This is a genomic window from Helicobacter sp. NHP22-001 (assembly GCF_030270165.1).
Classification (GTDB): Bacteria; Campylobacterota; Campylobacteria; order Campylobacterales; family Helicobacteraceae; genus Helicobacter; species Helicobacter gastrofelis.
The window spans coordinates 64,412-79,731 of sequence record NZ_BSWS01000006.1; the positions used below are offsets into that span (position 1 = coordinate 64,412).

A 15,320-nucleotide genomic window follows, 5' to 3' on the forward strand; every position below is an offset into this window, starting at 1 on the left:
CTTCCTTAGTGTAAGTTTTGGATTTTTTCTAGCGTGCTTGTGGTGGAATAGCCCTTGACAAAGTCGATCAACACGACTTCTTGCACTAGGCTGCTCCCCACGACTTCTTTACCCGCATAATCCGCTCCCTTGACTAAAATATGCGGTTTTAGGGCTTTAATCAGCTCTAAGGGGGTGTCTTCTTCAAAGATCACCACAAAATCCACGCACTCTAAGCCCGCAAGCACAAACGCCCTTGCGTCTTGGTCGCACACGGGGCGGGTGTTGCCCTTTAAGCGGCGTACTGAAGAGTCGCTGTTTAAGCCCACGACTAAAAGCCCCCCCAAAGCCTTCGCCTTTTGCAAATACTCCACATGCCCGCGGTGCAGCAAATCAAAACACCCATTCGTAAAAATGATTTTCGGGGGGTGCATGGCTTGCAGTAGGGCACACAGAGTAGGTCTGTCGAGCACCTTTTGCCCCTTGTGGTGGTGCTTTTGCAAGAAGTCCAACACTTCGGCATAGCTTGCCTGTGCACTGCCCACTTTCGCCACCACCACCGCCGCGGCTGCATTGGCAAAGTGGCACGCCTGCTCTATGGGATAACCCAGCCCCAAACAAAACGCCAACGCCGCGATCACCGTGTCGCCCGCCCCGCTCACATCATAAACTTCTTTGGCAATGGTGGGGATTTTATGCAAGTCCTTATCCAAAAACGCCATGCCCTGCTCGCTCAAGGTGATTAAAGGCGTGGCGATTTGCAGTTTGTCTTTAAAGTGGCTTAGGGCTTGTTTTAGGCTCATATCATCGACAATCTCCACCCCCGTAGCCATTTGGGCTTCTTTTTTATTCGGGGTGATTAAATCGGCGTTTGTGTATTTGGAATAATCCTTGCCCTTGGGGTCGCATAGGATTATTTTGTCCTGTGCTTTGGCTCTTTTAATCAACTCTTGGCATAAATGCGTGTCAAGCACGCCCTTTAAATAGTCGGATAAGATCAGCACATCGGCTTTTTCTAATAGGCCTCTTGCCTTTTCTAGCAGAACGGCGCAAGTGTCCTTGTCAATGGGCTCTTTGCGTTCGCGATCCACCCTTAAGACTTGTTGCTTAGAAATCATCACCCGCGATTTTTGGCTTGTGGGGCGTTTGGGGTCGACTAAAATCCCGCTTGTCCCTATGCTTAAAGCTTGCAGGGTTTCAAACAGCCACGCCTGCCCCCCGTCTGCCCCCACCACGCCGCATAAATCCACGCTTGCCCCTAGGGCGATTAAATTATCCGCTACATTGCCCGCCCCCCCAAGCCGCCGACCCTCATCTTTGACATCCACGACTTGCACGGGGGCTTCAGGCGAGAGCCTTTCGCTCTCTCCCCAAATGTAATGGTCTATGATAATGTCGCCCACCACAAGCACATGGGGGGGGTTTTTGGGCAGGGTTAAAAAGGCTTCTAGCATTTGGCAAGTTCTTTAATGGTGGGGATATAAGCGGACACGCCCCTTTTTAAATCGTAGCTAGGGGCGTAGTCCAAATCGGCATGCGTGGGGGCAATGTCGGCACAAGTGTGCTCTTGAAAGAAGTCGTAGGGGTTTTTAATGTAGGTTACTTTGAACTCGCCCAAATGTTCTTGCAGCAAGCGGACAATGTCGTTGTAGCTGTAACTCTTGCCATAGCCCACATTATACACTCCGCTCACAGATGCCCCCATTGCCTTAACATTGGCTTGGATCACATCCTCGATATAGACAAAGTCGCGTTGTTGCTCCCCAAATTCAAAGAGTTTCACTTCTTTATGTTGCAAGGCTTGCAAGCCTAGCTGTAAGATCATCGAAGCTGTCTTGTGTTTGTAAAACTCCCCCGGTCCATAGACATTGAAGTAACGCAAGCCCACAATCGGCATAAAACTCTCATGGGCGAAGTCTAGGGCACTTTTATCCATGCAAAGTTTAGAAAAGCCATAGACATTTTCGGGCTTTTGCCCAAAGCCGACCTTATTAGGGGCGGGGGTGTTGCCATAAACCCCCGCTGAAGAAGCGTAAATGACCCGAGCGTCTTTCTTCAGGGCAATTTTTAAAATCTTAATGAAAGCTCTGTGGTTGGTTTGCATCACCAACTCTTGATTAGTGTTCGTGGTGTCTGAGATCGCCGCTTGGTGGAACAAATAATCAAAGTCTAGTTTCTTTAAAATGCCTAAATCCTTGTTTATGTCCGCCGTGATGATCTCGCCATCGAAGTTTAACAGGTTTTTAAAATGCCCTAAGCTCGTGGTGGGGGGGGTTTGCTCTCTAAATTTGTCAATGACAACCACCCGGGCTTTAGGGTGGTGGGTTTGAAAATACATGGCTAAATGGCTACCGATAAAGCCCGCCCCGCCGGTGATCACAATGGTTTTATTCTCTAGGGTGTTTGGGATATACAAAATGGTCCTTTCTGTGGGGTTAAAAAGTCTAAAACCTGCTCTAGGCAGGCAATGCGCCCTTGGGTTTGTGGCTCTTGTGGAGAAAAAAGTAAATTTGTGCCAATCCCCCCCCTTAACCCAAATTCTATGTCGCTTGGCTTATCACCCACCAGCACACTTTGGGTTAAATCTAGGGGGAAATCTTGCAAGGCTTGCTTTAACATGCCTATTTGGGGTTTTCTACAGGTGCAACTCTCTTTGGGGGCGTGGGGGCAAAAGTAGATTTTATCTAATCCAAAACCTAGCTTTTCTTGCAGTTGTGCTTGCATGTAGGCATTTAGGGCGTGGAAGTCCTTTAGGCTGTAAAACCCCCGCCCAATGCCCGACTGATTTGTTACAAGCAAGAGCAAGTAGCCTAAATCCTTAGCCCCCCTTAAAAGTGTGAAAATGCCGGGCATAAACTCAAAATCTTTAGCTAGATAGACATAGTCCTTATCCACATTCACCACGCCGTCCCTATCCAAAAACAAAGCCTTCATGCATGCCCTAACATTTTCACGCCCATGTAAATCGTGTGCGCCGCAAAGCCTAAGAGCAAGACAAAGGCGATTTTATGGAAAAACCCCCGCCATTTAGATTTTAAGAATTTACCAAAGAGGGTGCCGAAGATAAACATGGGCGTAAAAGTCGCTAGACCTAAAACTAGCATGACTTCTAGGGCATTGATTAAATTAGGGCGACTTAGGGCATTTAGCACAAACCAGTAAATCAAGCCACAAGGCAGTAAACCATTTAACAGCCCCAAAGCGTAGAAACTCGGCAAACTAGGGGTGCTAAACAAACTTTTAAACCCCCTAGCAAGCAACCCCCCACTTAAAGCTAAAGGGTTTTTCAAGCGCAAAATAAAACCCAAAGCAAAGAGAGCCATCAACACCCCTAAGCCCACTAAAACCCCCCCTTGTAAGCGCATACGGGGCAAGTGAAACGCTTTAGCCAAGACTTCTAAAAGCCCGTGAAAGCCCAAAAAGGCTAAAAAGCCCACAAAGACATACATGCTAATGCGCCCCAAATTGTAAAGCGTATGGGCGATAAGTTGTGCTTTTAAGGGCGTTTGGGGGGTAAATTTACTTTGACAATAGGCGAGCACCACGCCCCCACACATGCCCACACAATGGCTAAGTGCCATTAAAGACGCGTTTAAAAAGAGATACACCAGCTCCATTAAGCCTCTAGCGCGGTACGCATGCCCTTAAATACCAAGAGCCCATCGTAAATCCCATTGCTAAAGAAGTTGCCTAAAAACTTGCCATCTCCGCCCGTGAAATACGATTTGCGCTCCCCGATAAGGTGTTTGAGCGTGAGTAAAACGCTTTGCAAGACCCCATAGCCTAACGCATCTGTGGTGGCGTTAGGCAAGCCTTCTAAATCGACCCGTAAATTCAAAGGCATGTCTAGGGCGGGCGAAATGCTTTTATAAGCGTGGCAATAACTCTCAAAGCCGGGCAAAATCACGCCCCCTAAGTGCGTGTTGTTTTCCATAATGTCGATGGTGATCGCACTGCCCGCATCGATGACAACCCCGCTTTTGCCACCAAGCCCCAAACACGCTGCCATGCGATCCACCCCCAGCCCTTCATATTTGCTTATTAGTTGCATTTTGGGGGCTAAATCTGTGGCACTCGGGCAAAACTCTAAAAGGTGTTCTGTGTTTTTAGGGTTCACACTGATATAAAAAACTTCGCCTTGTAGGGCTTCTTTGTAATTTTCTAAGTTTTGGGGCACGCACGCCCACACTCTCCCCTCTTGGTAAAAATGTAAGTGTGTGTTACCAATATCACAAAGGGTCATGGGTGGTTGTAACTCAAATTAAGGTAGTAGCGGTCGTAATAAATTTTGTCATCGGTGTAAAAGGTCATTTTGTCTAAGTGCCCGGACATGTTTTTGGATACATTTTTGAGCGGATAAACCCGGTAGTCATCAAAATGTTCCAAATCCACTTCTATGAGATAGCCTCTTTTCTCTAAAGTGTAAAGTTTTTTATCGGTAACCACAATTGTGTTTAACATCGCAAAGGGCAACTTCACCACACCCATGCCTTGGTCGTTGAGTGTTTGGTCCATCTCTAGAATCCGTCCATCTAAGGTCAGCACATATAGGCGGTGGTGTTTGTAAAGCACATCCACAATGTCTGCATCAAAGCTAAACTCTTGCCCCGAGATCACTGACACGAGCCTTTTGCCCGTGGCCGCAAACATGTTTTCTTCATCGACTTTTAAATAAATTACATTGTTGAAAAACTTCTCGCTGTTGAGCACAATGTTGCGCACAACTCTAGGCTCTTTAGGCACCACATCCACAACCAACAACCGCCCATCGAGCATGGGAAAGACCACCACCGTGTCTAAGAACACGGGTGCGGCGACTAAAGAATTGATCGCCGGGCTAGAGGAGCCCTTTTCATTGAAGATCAACTTTTTGGTTTTGATGTCGTAGATGTTGGCGGAGTTGTCCGCCATCACCACCGCCAATTGGTTGCCCTTAATGCTCGCACTTAAAGGGTAGGTGTCTAGGGGGATCGTGATGGAGGGGGTGGCACTTAAAGCGGTGCTGATGAGTTCTAATTGGTGGCAATGGTCGTGCAACTCAACATTTTGATCGGTTTCTTCAATGTTGTCGATGATCGCCTCTTGGGCTTGCTTGTCTGTGAGCGTGGTGTGTTTCTTGTGTTTGACCTTGGGGCCGTTGCGCTTGTGGGCGCGCCAACAATCGTGCGCCAAAATGTAGTAATCTTGGCTCTCATTCAAAAAGGAAGTTTCCTTGTCTTCCTTCTTTTCAATCTTTAGTTGTGTTAAGCCCTGTCTGTCTAGCACCCCACCATTGGATAAAATCGCTCCATAGCGGTTGGTGAAAATAATGGAGTTTTTAAGGGCGTGGCTAAAGGTGATTTGCCGCACGATCTTAGACCTAGGCGGTGTAAAATTCTTGCGTCCGTCGCAACCAAAGCCCATAAAGACCAATAAGGCTAACCCTACAATCCACACTTTCTTCATCACTCTTGCCCCTCTTGCGTGCCGGTGGCGGGGTAGTGCTTGAGTAAAGAGGCGATGGGGTAAATGCCTGAAGTGGGGGGAATAGTGGTGATCAATGCCTTCATCTCTTTAGCCGCTTTGGGGTCGTTGTGCAGTAAATAGGCTTGTTGCAAATGGATGAAGTCTTGCAAGGCGGGTAGATCCAAAGCTTTTAGGGCTTTTAAGTCACGGTTGTAAGAGGCGGCGTAGTAGCTTGCTAGAGCCTTTACAATGGGGTTTTTGGCGTGGCTTAGGGTGTCTAGGGTCTTGGTGTCCTTATTTTTTAGAGCCTGTGCGTAGTTGTAGAGCTCGGCAAGCTGGGGGGCTTGCTCTTGCAATTTCTCTAATGGGGCGGTGTTGTTAGGGTTTGCCAACACTTCGTTGTAAAGGGCGGTGATCTCTTGCGTCCTTTTGTCCTTTTGCACGGCTTCAAACTTTGCGTAGCCCCACCACGCCAACGCCAAGACCACCAACGCCCACAGCACATATTTATACTTGCTATACAGCTTTTCAAGCCTAAAAGCACTCTCTAAAAGTTTTTCATCGCTTTTAAACTCTTCTTTGACTTGTGTTAAATTCTCTTTAATTTCCATTAAATCCCACTGCTCCCAAAGCCCTTTGCGCCCCTTTGGGTGGCTTCTAGCTCAGCGACTAGGGCAAAATCCGCCTGAAACACGCGGCAGAGCACCCCCTGCGCGATCCGATCGCCCGCTTGTATATGAAAGGGCGCATCGCCTAAATTCATTAAAATCACCTGCAACTCCCCCCGATAATCGCTATCGACCGTGCCCGGGGAGTTTAGCACCACAATTTGGTGCTTTAGTGCCAGTCCTGATCTAGAGCGCACCTGCACTTCATAGCCCTTCTCCAGCTCAAGGGCGATCCCAGTTTTTACCAAGCCCACGCTTTTAGGGGCGATCTCAAGGCTTTCTAGGGCGCATAAATCAAACCCGCTCGCCCCCGCACTTTGATAGGTGGGGAGTTTGGCGTGTGGGTGGAGTTTTTGCAACTTAACTTTTAGCATAATCAATATCTTTGTAATAAATGTCTAAAATCTCAAATTCGTTTTCGCCTGAGGGCAACACCACCGTAACCTCATCGCCCTTGCTCTTGCCCATTAAACTCTTAGCAATGGGTGAGCCAAAGGAGATGAGCCCCCTTGCGGGGTCGCTCTCCATGCTCCCCACAATGGTGTAACAAAACTCCTTGTCGTTGTCTAGGTTTAAAATTTTTACCGTGCTGCCAAAGCTCACCTTTTGGTGGCTTAGGGTGGCGGGGTCGATCACCTGCGCATTGGCTAAAATGCGACTTAAATCGTTAATTCTAGCTTCTATAAACGCCTGTTTTTCTTTAGCGGCGTGGTATTCGGCGTTCTCTTTTAAATCCCCATGCTCTCTTGCCCGATCGATTTCTTTTACGATCTGTGGCCTTTCCACTTCTTTGAGCTTTTTCAATTCGGCACAAACCTTTTCATAACCATAGGCACTCATCGGCTCTTTCATTGCAACTCCTAAAATAGAGCCAAAATTATATAAAACACATGGTTAAAACGCCCTAAATTTGCTAAATCTACCCCCCCCCCCCCCCCTATTAATTGCGCCCTAAGTTAAATATTCTAATAATACGGATTTAAGGTTTGTTGTTTGGGTTTAACCCATTGATTGTTGGCACTCTATAAAGGCAAAACATCAAGACGCTAGACAAGGACATAAAAGGCGATTTTCGCACCGCTTGCAAGCGCATTTTATACGCCAAGCGGGGCTTTGACATTAAAGACCGCAAATTAACCGCCCTATTGCAAAAATGGGTGCGCCCTAAAGCGGGGCTGAAGGTGTTGGTCTATTGCCCCCTAGCCCACGAGGTGGATATACGCCCCTTCATCAAATGGGCTAGAAGGTGTAAAATGCGCCTATTTGCCCCCTTAATGCACCCGCCTTGTTGCACCTATGCGCCTTATCGCCTGCCTTTAAGCACCCTTAAACACATCAAGCAACCCGAACCAAGCTTTTTTAAAGCACCCCTAGACCTAGCCATAGTCCCCATTTTGGGGGTGGATTGTGGCTTTAGGCGGGTGGGCTTTGGGTTAGGGGCTTACGATCGACTCTTTGCCGCCCTGCCTAAAAAGCCCTTCACGATTTTCATCGCCCGCCAACTCTTAAAATCCCCCCACGCCCTAGGTGCGTTGCACGACATCACAGCGGACATGTGCCTAGAGCAAAACAGCGATTTTACACACCAAAGGACAATAAATGGAAGAGGCCTTAAGCATTTTGATCCCCTGCTTATTCACCGGCATCAGCGTGTTTTACTTCACCAAGAAAAATTATAGTGCCGCTAGCCAAAGTCTCATCGTCCAAGCTAAAGCCCAAGCGGACATGCTCATCTACCAAGCCCAAGTGTTTTACAAAAGCAAAGAAGAAGAATCCAAAACCCTAGCCTTGCAGCTGCAACAAGAGTACAACGAGCGGCAAAAGACCCAAGAAGCCGCCTACCAACACAAGCTAGACGAGCTTAAGAATAGGGAAAAACAACAACAACAGCACTGGCATCACAAGCACAAACAACTAGAGCAGCATAAGAGCGAGCTAGACGCACTAAGAAGCGAGCTCGAACGGGGCAAACACGCCCAAGAAAGACTCTGCCAAGAATACCAAGAGCTCAAAGAGCAAGCCATGCAAACCCTCACGGAGCGCTCGGGTTACACCAAAGAGGAAGCCAAAGACCTGCTTTTGCGCTTGCTAGAAGAGGAGTTGATTTTGCAAAAAGCGGCTTTGGTGCGCCGCTATGAAAAACAAGCCAAAAAGGAAGCCAAAGAGCGGGCGCATTTCATTTTAGCCGAAGCGACTTCCCGTTTTGCAAGTAGCTTTGCCATGGAGAATTTAACCAGCGTGGTGGCACTGCCTAATGTCGAGTTCATCGGGCGGATCATCGGCAAGGATGGCAAGAACATCGACACTTTCAAGCGCATCAGTGGGGTGGAGCTGATGATCGACGAGGAAACCAAGACCATCACTCTAAGCTGTTTTAATCTTTACCGGCGGCAAATCGCCATGCAAACACTCGAGCTTTTGATCCAAGATGGGCGTATCCAGCCCTCGCGCATTGAAACCGTGTACCAACGGGTAGAGGCAAACATGGAAGAAAACATCTTAAAAGAGGCCGAAGAGGTCATCTTAGACCTACAATTAGATTCTATGGACGAGGAATTAAAACGGCTCTTGGGGCGCATGAAATACCGCACAAGCTACGGACAAAATGCCCTCACCCACTCCATAGAGGTGGCGATCTTAGCGGGCATGATCGCCGAGCAGTTGGGTGGCGATTCTAAATTAGCTAGAAGGGCGGGGATTTTACACGACATCGGCAAAGCCTTAACCCAAGAGCACGGGGGTGATCATGTGGATTTGGGGGCTGAGGTGTGTGTGCGCCACCACGAGCACCCTGTGGTGATCAACGCCATTTACGCCCACCACGACCGCCAAGAGATCAAGAGTGTAGAGTGCGCCGCTGTGTGCGCTGCCGATGCCTTGTCTGCCGCAAGACCCGGGGCACGCCGCAAGGAAAATGAAAACTTCCTAGGGCGCATGCACGATTTGGAGCGCATCGCCAGCCAGCAAAATGGAGTGGAAAAGGTCTTTGCCATGGATGCGGGGCGCGAGGTGCGCGTGATTGTCTGCCCCGATCAAGTGAGCGATGCCAAAGTCCCCCTGCTAGCGCACGACATCGCTAAAGAAATCCAAGCCAATTTGCAATACCCAGGCGAGGTCGTGGTGCATGTCATCCGCGAAAACCGCGCCAAAGCCATCGCCCGCTAGGGCTGTGTAGGCACTTAGGTGGCTCTTGCCCTTAAGCCACAAGGGCGCACGCCAACGCTAAAGAGGTGCGTAAGCCACCATCACCTCCGCCTAGATGAGTTTACTCCCTGAATCTGTGCGCGCCTAGGGCTTTTCGCGTAGGCGTTTCATGTGCGCGCCTAGAGTGTTCATTTTGTCCTCTAAGGCTTCGTAACCCCGATCTAAATGGTAAATGCGGTGCACCCGGCTCTTGCCCTTAGCCACGAGGGCAGCCAGCACCAACGCCGAAGAGGCGCGTAAATCTGTTGCCATCACATCCGCCCCGATGAGCTCACTCACGCCTTGAATCTGCGCCATCGCCCCCTTAAGGCTGATTTGCGCCCCCATGCGCTGCAACTCGCCCACATGCATGAAGCGGTTTTCAAACAAGCGTTCTTCAATCAAACTTGAGCCCTCACATTGCGTTGCCAGTGCCATAAACTGCGCCTGTAAATCGGTGGGAAAGCCCGGGTATTCCGTGGTGGTGAGGCTAAAGGCTTTTTTGTGCGTGGCTGGGTGGATTGTAAGCGTATGGGTGGTGGGGGTGTTTTCTGTGATGTCTACATTAAAGCCGATTTCACTTAGTTTTGCCAGCACGGCTTCTAAATGGTGGGCGTTGGCGTGGGTGAGCGTTAGGGGCGAATTGGTGATCGCTGCGGCGCATAAATAGGTCCCGCACTCAATGCGATCGGGGATGATCTCTATGTCTTGAAAGTCTAAAGCTTGTCTGTCTGTGCCCTGCACCAAGAGCTCACCGTTACCCACTCCGCTAATTTCCACGCCCCCCGCTTGCAAGAAGGCGCACAGCTGCACCACTTCGGGCTCTTTGGCGGCGTTGATGATCCTTGTTTGCCCTTTGGCCATGCTCGCAGCCATTAAAATATTTTCTGTACCCGTAACGGTGATTTTGTCAAAAATGAGATCGCAGCCTCTTAAACCCCCCTTGGCTTTAGCCACAATGTAGCCCTTGTCAATGGTGATCTCAGCACCCATTTTCTCCAGCGCACTTAAGTGCAAATCCACAGGCCTAGCCCCAATCGCACACCCCCCGGGTAAACTCACTTGGCACTTGCCAAAACGCCCCAAGAGCGGGCCTAAAACCAAGATAGACGCGCGCATTTTACGCACAATCTCATAGGGTGCGGTGCAACGCACTGCCGTGCAATGTGTGGGGCTTGTGCTGATCTCAAGGCTGTTTGGTGTGTGCCATATGGCGTTGCTACCCAAATGCTCTAAAAGCTGCACTAGGGCGCGCACATCGGCGACATGGGGCAGGTTGTGTAGGCGCACTTGCTCTTTAGCTAAGAGTGTGCTTGCCAAAAGGGGCAAGGCGGCGTTTTTCGCCCCCGAGATTGCCACCTGACCGCTTAAAGTCTGCTGCCCCTTGATCTCTAAGTAGTCCACATCAATCCTTTTTCTTGTGTTTGAGTGCAAGCCCCACGGTGTTGGAAATCGCCTTACTGAGTTTGGGGTTGGCGTTTTCTAAGTCTTGCCCAAACTTCACGGTCGAATCGATGTCTAAAAACTCAGACTCGGCAAAGTTTTTAATGGCATTCAACCAGTCGCCCTCTTTGATATTTTTAGGCAAGCTTGTATAATGGTGGGCAAAGGTTTTAAACAGAGCGTCGTATTCTTCAACCTCCTTAGCCTTTTCTAGGTTTAACATGATCTCTCTTAGACTAGGGATGTCGGGGGCGGGGGGCGGGGGCTTTAAATAGGTGTAGGCAAAGCCCACCAAGAGCATGGGAAAGGCAAAGAGGAAACCCGCCATCCAGTAAATGCCATAAAACCACAGATCGTACATGGCTAGCGTTGCAGTTGGTAAAAATCGTTCGTGGCTTGGATGAAGCCCTCCACACTCCCACAATCATAGCGTTTGCCCTCGAATTTATATGCTAGGACCAATTTTTCTTGAGCTTGTTGCAAGAGCGCATCGGTGATTTGGATTTCGTTGTTCTTGCCCGGGGGGGTGTGTTTGAGCACTTCAAAAATATCGGGGGTTAAAATATAACGCCCGATCACGGCTAAGTTACTCGGGGCTTCTTCAGTCTTTGGCTTTTCCACCATGTCTTGCACTTGATACACCCCACTTGCCATCTCTTGGCCTAAAATCACGCCGTATTTATGCACCTCCTCCATCGCCACCTCCTCAATCGCCACAACGCAACAGCGGTATTTGTGATACAACTCGACCATTTGGGCTAGCACCCCCTTGCCCCCCTGATTGATACAAAGGTCATCGGCTAAAAGAACACAGAAAGGCTCGTTGCCTATGAGTGTCTGCGCCGTGTAAATGGCATGCCCTAGCCCCTTCATCTCGTGCTGCCTGGTGTAAGAGAAACTGCAATTTTGCATTAAAGCCCTAATCCCCTCTAATTGCTGTTCTTTGTTTGTGCCGCTGATTTGGTGTTCTAGCTCGTAGCTGATGTCAAAATGGTCCTCAATGGCGCGCTTGCCCCGCCCGGTAACGATCGCCATCCCCGTGCAACCCGCCTCCATCGCCTCTTCCACGCCGTATTGGATGAGCGGTTTATTGACAATGGGGAGCATTTCTTTAGGCATCGCCTTTGTGGCGGGCAAAAAGCGCGTGCCATAGCCCGCAGCAGGAAAAAGGCATTTATTGATCATGGTCTATCCTTTAAAATCGTGTTTAAAAAGCCCTGCATGTTAAAGTGGATTTTGTGGGAGTGGTGTCTAAAAATGCTTTGGTAGATGATGTAGTTTGCCAAAACCTTTTGCCCATAAAGGCGGGTTTCTTCACAAGGGATACGCTCCATGCTCAGCCACGGCTCAAACTTGCCTCTAGTAAAAAAGTGGTGTTCTTTGAGTAACTTTCTAAAAAATTTTGGCCCCCCATTGTAGCAGTAAGCCACGAACAGGGGGTTTTTAAACTCCTCTTTGAGGGTGTTTAAATAGTAATTGCCAAAGGCTAAAGACAAATGGGGATTAAACATGTCGGTTAATTGCACCCTGCTTAAGCCAAGCGCCTTAGCAAAGGGGGCGACATTAAAGGGCATGATTTGCATAAGCCCTAAAGCATAAGAAGACGACACCAAAGCGGGGAGCAATAGGCTCTCCTGTCTAGCGATTGCATATGCCATCGCCTTTTCTTCTAGGCTTTTAAAGTGGGCTTTTCTGGCATAGGGGGTTAAAAAGTAATGCCGTTCATCGTTGTAATAGCGCTCCAAAAAATACGCTAAATGCGCCATGCTTTGCTCGGTTTTTAGGGACTTTAGGGCTTTTAAAAAGGCACGCTTGTTGTTGATGGATAGGATTTTCTCTTTAAGGATTTGCCACGCAAAGGGGTCTTTGATGTCAAATTTTGGGGGTTTGTGGCTCAACAAGCCTAGCGAGGTTACAATGTGATACTTAGGCATGGTGTTGCGGGCAAGATTGGCATAAAGGCTGAAAAGATTGGGGTTTGTGCTTTGGCTTAAAATGTCTAAATAGGCGTTGTTTTGGCTTAAAAGATACTTCCAAAACACCGCCTTGTCGTGCATGAAGGCTTTATCCGCCTGCTTTTGGGCACGGTCAAAGTAAGTAAAAGCGGTGATTTCTTCTTGGTGCAAAAGAGCATTGATGCCTAAAAGAAAAAAGGTTTTGGAATCGGAGTTGGTGATGCTTGCGTGGCTTAGGGCTTTTTGAAACACGCCAAAGTGGCTGTCTAAGATGACCCGCCTTAAGATGTCATTGAAGGCAGGGTTATTCTCACTGGCGAGCTTGGCTAAGACTTCGGGGTCAAAGGGGCGATCTAAGAAGCCTTGCTTTTGCTCATAGCTTAGGGCGTTGTAAATGGTGGCGATCACGCTTGCCCTAGCTTGTATAAACGCATTTTGGTCTGTGGGATTTAGCACAATTTGCAAGGCGTTGTAAAGTTTGGGGTAACTTTTGAGCTTGGGTTGCAAAGAGCGCAAAATTGCCGCACTCTTGGGATCCTTAGCCTCTGTGAAAATGCGCTCAAAGCTTAGGGCAATGGCAATACATGCGCTGTCTTTATCGCTCAAAACTTCTAGGGGCAAACCTTGACAAGGGTGGGGGATTAAGTTCAATGCCCCCTTTTGCTTGGCCAATTCTACGAGTTTGGGGGTCTTGTGGGCAATGAGATTATAAGCAGCTTTGGCTTGCTTAGCCGTAGTGCCAGGCTCTTGCAAATAAAGCCAAATGAAAAAATCTCTAGGCGTGCCCTTGGGTTTGCTCTTTAGGTAGGCTAGGCTGATGTGCTGGGCGTTTAAAGACACACAGCAAAGGACAAGCAAGAGTAGCCGCAACAAAGTTAACCTTGTGCGTAATTAAACATGAGCTGCACGGCGCTCAAATCAAAGAATTTCAACACCAAAATCACCGCTAAAGGCGATAAATCAATGCCATTAAACACCAGAAAGGGGGCAAGTTGCTTGGCTTTGTTTAAAGTGGGTTCAGTGAGGCGGTAAAGGATCTGCACGATGGCGTTGCTTGGGTCGGGGCGCACAAAGCTTAAAAGGGAGGCGATGATGATCACCCAAATGTAAATGTTGATTAAGCTGTGTAAAATAGTGGCGGTGGCGCTTAAGAGGGTGCTAACAACCATGCTCTGTCTTTAACACCAAAATTTGCTCTAAAAAGGGAGCGATGAGTGGATAGAGCAAGGCTAACTCCGCGCCATGCGCTTGCCCCGTGAGCAAAATCCTTAAAGGTTTGAAAAAGTCCTTGCCTTTAAGTTGGCTTTTTTGCATGGCTTCGTGCTTAAAGGCGTTAAAATCTGCCACAGCCTCCATGCTTTTTAGAGCGGTGTAGAGTGTGTAACACTTCTCATAGAAGTTCTGCCCTTCATAGTCCTTTTTAATGTCTTTTGGGCTAAACATGGCACTTAGCTTTTCGCGCAACTCGTTTAAGGTGCTGCACTCTTCTAAGAAAAGCTTGACTAGAGGGGCTTTAGTCGGTTCTATATCTAACACCCTAGCAAGGCTCTCTAGGTCTAAAGCTTTTAAGTGCTCGTGGTTTAAATGGCGCAGATAAGATAAGCTAAAATGCGCGCTGGAGGCGCTGACCTTTTCTAACTCAAACCACTCAAGGGCATCGTTTAGGCTAAAAATCTCTTTAGGGGCTTTGTAGCCCATGCTGGCAAGGTAATTAGCGATACTCACGGGTAAAAAGCCTTGTTTTAAGAGCCATTGCACACTAGAGGCTTCATATCTTTTACTCATTTTCTTACCATCATCCTCGTTTAAGATAATGGGTAGGTGGGCGTAAATTGTAGGCGTTTCGGGGGTGTTTAGCACCCGGCTTAGGGCTTGCTTGATTAAAATTTGTTTGGGGGTGTTGCTGACATGGTCTTCTCCGCGGATAATGTGGGTGATTTTGTAGTTAAAGTCGTCTGTGGCGCAAGCAAAATTATAAGTGGGGGCTTGGTTTGCCCGCACAATGACAAAGCTGTCTAGCTCGCTTACTTTAAAATGGATGCCGCCCTTGATGAGGTCGTTAAACGCCATATCTTTTGTGCTCCCTTTTAAGCGCACCACGGGGTTAGGGTTGCTCTCTTTTTCCAACAACGCCCAAGAGTCATCGTAGCGGAAAGGTCTTTTGGCTTGCACGGCTTCTTGTTTTTTACTTTCTAAAAACTCAGGGGTGCAGTGGCAATAAAACGCTTCGCCCTTGTCTAAGAGTTTAGCAGCATAGTCTAAATGCGTGCCAAAATTTGCGCTTTGGTAGACGAGCTGATCCCAAGTTACCCCCATTTGCTCTAAAATCTTAAAAATCTCTACATCTTTGCCTGCGATGTTGCGCTGGGTGTCGGTGTCTTCAATGCGTAACATTAAGGGGAGCTTTAGGCGCTTGGCTACAATGAAATTCAATAAAGCCACACGCAAATTCCCAATATGCATGCTTCCTGTAGGCGAGGGGGCAAAACGCAACATAAAAAGCCTTTTTGCCAAATTATAGCATAACGGACTAGATTATCAAGCACCCATAAAGCCAAATTTGTAAGCAAGCCTTAACTTAAAAGTCTACAAAAAACTAAAACAACCTGCAATAAAGTTTATAACGATACTATAAACTTTATTGATA

General features: G+C 48.2%; 17 protein-coding genes. 2 read left to right on the top strand and 15 right to left on the bottom strand.

Features of this window, described 5'->3' with window-relative positions; genetic code table 11:
• Positions 1-5 precede the first annotated feature (5 nt).
• From rfaE1 to greA, 9 genes are read right to left on the bottom strand one after another with little or no spacing between them, the layout of a single operon-like run.
• The gene (rfaE1, locus tag QSJ47_RS05745; RefSeq protein WP_285602720.1) at positions 6-1,433 is read right to left on the bottom strand and encodes a D-glycero-beta-D-manno-heptose-7-phosphate kinase; all 1,428 of its coding nucleotides are present in this window, start codon (positions 1,431-1,433) and stop codon (positions 6-8) included.
• Entirely contained in the window at positions 1,427-2,398 is a 972-nt protein-coding gene (gene rfaD, locus QSJ47_RS05750; RefSeq protein ID WP_285602745.1) for an ADP-glyceromanno-heptose 6-epimerase, read from the bottom strand. Before rfaD ends, rfaE1 begins: the two co-directional genes overlap by 7 nt.
• Positions 2,374-2,913: a D-glycero-alpha-D-manno-heptose-1,7-bisphosphate 7-phosphatase gene (locus tag QSJ47_RS05755; RefSeq protein WP_285602721.1), complete on the bottom strand. Its 540-nt coding sequence runs from the start codon at positions 2,911-2,913 to the stop codon at positions 2,374-2,376. Before QSJ47_RS05755 ends, rfaD begins: the two co-directional genes overlap by 25 nt.
• Entirely contained in the window at positions 2,910-3,596 is a 687-nt protein-coding gene (locus QSJ47_RS05760; protein ID WP_285602722.1) for a sulfite exporter TauE/SafE family protein, read from the bottom strand. The genes QSJ47_RS05755 and QSJ47_RS05760 overlap by 4 nt, the downstream gene beginning before the upstream one ends.
• Positions 3,596-4,222, bottom strand: coding sequence for a type III pantothenate kinase (locus QSJ47_RS05765; RefSeq protein ID WP_285602723.1), 627 nt, complete (start codon positions 4,220-4,222; stop codon positions 3,596-3,598). Before QSJ47_RS05765 ends, QSJ47_RS05760 begins: the two co-directional genes overlap by 1 nt.
• The gene (locus QSJ47_RS05770; RefSeq protein WP_285602724.1) at positions 4,219-5,424 is read right to left on the bottom strand and encodes a hypothetical protein; all 1,206 of its coding nucleotides are present in this window, start codon (positions 5,422-5,424) and stop codon (positions 4,219-4,221) included. The genes QSJ47_RS05765 and QSJ47_RS05770 overlap by 4 nt, the downstream gene beginning before the upstream one ends.
• Positions 5,424-6,035: a hypothetical protein gene (locus tag QSJ47_RS05775; RefSeq protein ID WP_285602725.1), complete on the bottom strand. Its 612-nt coding sequence runs from the start codon at positions 6,033-6,035 to the stop codon at positions 5,424-5,426. The genes QSJ47_RS05770 and QSJ47_RS05775 overlap by 1 nt, the downstream gene beginning before the upstream one ends.
• Positions 6,035-6,466 carry a dUTP diphosphatase gene (dut, locus tag QSJ47_RS05780; RefSeq protein WP_285602726.1) on the bottom strand — a complete coding sequence of 144 codons (432 nt, stop codon included), beginning with the start codon at positions 6,464-6,466 and terminating at the stop codon, positions 6,035-6,037. The genes QSJ47_RS05775 and dut overlap by 1 nt, the downstream gene beginning before the upstream one ends.
• Positions 6,453-6,944 carry a transcription elongation factor GreA gene (greA, locus tag QSJ47_RS05785; RefSeq protein WP_221271508.1) on the bottom strand — a complete coding sequence of 164 codons (492 nt, stop codon included), beginning with the start codon at positions 6,942-6,944 and terminating at the stop codon, positions 6,453-6,455. Before greA ends, dut begins: the two co-directional genes overlap by 14 nt.
• A gap of 293 nt (positions 6,945-7,237) precedes the next feature.
• On the opposite strand from greA, the gene QSJ47_RS05790 reads away from it, so the two are divergent.
• Together QSJ47_RS05790 and rny are read left to right on the top strand one after the other, a co-directional pair.
• Positions 7,238-7,771, top strand: coding sequence for a 5-formyltetrahydrofolate cyclo-ligase (locus QSJ47_RS05790; RefSeq protein WP_488592935.1), 534 nt, complete (start codon positions 7,238-7,240; stop codon positions 7,769-7,771).
• On the top strand, positions 7,692-9,257 hold the full coding sequence (gene rny, locus QSJ47_RS05795; RefSeq protein WP_260321558.1) for a ribonuclease Y: 1,566 nt from the start codon (positions 7,692-7,694) through the stop codon (positions 9,255-9,257). The genes QSJ47_RS05790 and rny overlap by 80 nt, the downstream gene beginning before the upstream one ends.
• 123 nt (positions 9,258-9,380) lie before the next feature.
• Here the strand turns inward: rny and murA are convergent, their stop codons facing one another.
• From murA to gltX, 6 genes are read right to left on the bottom strand one after another with little or no spacing between them, the layout of a single operon-like run.
• A complete protein-coding gene (gene murA / locus QSJ47_RS05800) occupies positions 9,381-10,679 on the bottom strand; it encodes a UDP-N-acetylglucosamine 1-carboxyvinyltransferase (RefSeq protein WP_285602727.1) in 1,299 nt (432 codons plus the stop codon).
• Between the two features lies 1 nt (position 10,680).
• Positions 10,681-11,079 (bottom strand): hypothetical protein, encoded by a 399-nt coding sequence (locus QSJ47_RS05805; RefSeq protein WP_221271509.1) that lies wholly within the window; start codon positions 11,077-11,079, stop codon positions 10,681-10,683.
• A 2-nt stretch (positions 11,080-11,081) separates the two neighbouring features.
• Positions 11,082-11,903 carry a UTP--glucose-1-phosphate uridylyltransferase GalU gene (galU, locus tag QSJ47_RS05810; RefSeq protein ID WP_221271510.1) on the bottom strand — a complete coding sequence of 274 codons (822 nt, stop codon included), beginning with the start codon at positions 11,901-11,903 and terminating at the stop codon, positions 11,082-11,084.
• Positions 11,900-13,546: a lytic transglycosylase domain-containing protein gene (locus QSJ47_RS05815; RefSeq protein WP_285602728.1), complete on the bottom strand. Its 1,647-nt coding sequence runs from the start codon at positions 13,544-13,546 to the stop codon at positions 11,900-11,902. The genes galU and QSJ47_RS05815 overlap by 4 nt, the downstream gene beginning before the upstream one ends.
• Positions 13,547-13,548: 2 nt before the next feature.
• Complete coding sequence (locus QSJ47_RS05820) at positions 13,549-13,842, bottom strand: YggT family protein (protein ID WP_285602729.1); 294 nt, start codon at positions 13,840-13,842, stop codon at positions 13,549-13,551.
• Positions 13,832-15,169: a glutamate--tRNA ligase gene (gene gltX / locus QSJ47_RS05825; RefSeq protein WP_285602730.1), complete on the bottom strand. Its 1,338-nt coding sequence runs from the start codon at positions 15,167-15,169 to the stop codon at positions 13,832-13,834. The genes QSJ47_RS05820 and gltX overlap by 11 nt, the downstream gene beginning before the upstream one ends.
• Positions 15,170-15,320 lie beyond the last annotated feature (151 nt).

Coding starts and splice junctions, on each gene's coding strand:
- rfaE1 (WP_285602720.1), bottom strand. CDS start 1,433: ATGCTAGAAGCCTTTTTAACCCTGCCCAAAAACCCCCCCCATGTGCTT.
- QSJ47_RS05755 (WP_285602721.1), bottom strand. CDS start 2,913: ATGAAGGCTTTGTTTTTGGATAGGGACGGCGTGGTGAATGTGGATAAG.
- QSJ47_RS05760 (WP_285602722.1), bottom strand. CDS start 3,596: ATGGAGCTGGTGTATCTCTTTTTAAACGCGTCTTTAATGGCACTTAGC.
- QSJ47_RS05765 (WP_285602723.1), bottom strand. CDS start 4,222: ATGACCCTTTGTGATATTGGTAACACACACTTACATTTTTACCAAGAG.
- QSJ47_RS05770 (WP_285602724.1), bottom strand. CDS start 5,424: ATGAAGAAAGTGTGGATTGTAGGGTTAGCCTTATTGGTCTTTATGGGC.
- QSJ47_RS05775 (WP_285602725.1), bottom strand. CDS start 6,035: ATGGAAATTAAAGAGAATTTAACACAAGTCAAAGAAGAGTTTAAAAGC.
- dut (WP_285602726.1), bottom strand. CDS start 6,466: ATGCTAAAAGTTAAGTTGCAAAAACTCCACCCACACGCCAAACTCCCC.
- greA (WP_221271508.1), bottom strand. CDS start 6,944: ATGAAAGAGCCGATGAGTGCCTATGGTTATGAAAAGGTTTGTGCCGAA.
- rny (WP_260321558.1), top strand. CDS start 7,692: ATGGAAGAGGCCTTAAGCATTTTGATCCCCTGCTTATTCACCGGCATC.
- QSJ47_RS05805 (WP_221271509.1), bottom strand. CDS start 11,079: ATGTACGATCTGTGGTTTTATGGCATTTACTGGATGGCGGGTTTCCTC.
- galU (WP_221271510.1), bottom strand. CDS start 11,903: ATGATCAATAAATGCCTTTTTCCTGCTGCGGGCTATGGCACGCGCTTT.
- QSJ47_RS05820 (WP_285602729.1), bottom strand. CDS start 13,842: ATGGTTGTTAGCACCCTCTTAAGCGCCACCGCCACTATTTTACACAGC.
- gltX (WP_285602730.1), bottom strand. CDS start 15,169: ATGTTGCGTTTTGCCCCCTCGCCTACAGGAAGCATGCATATTGGGAAT.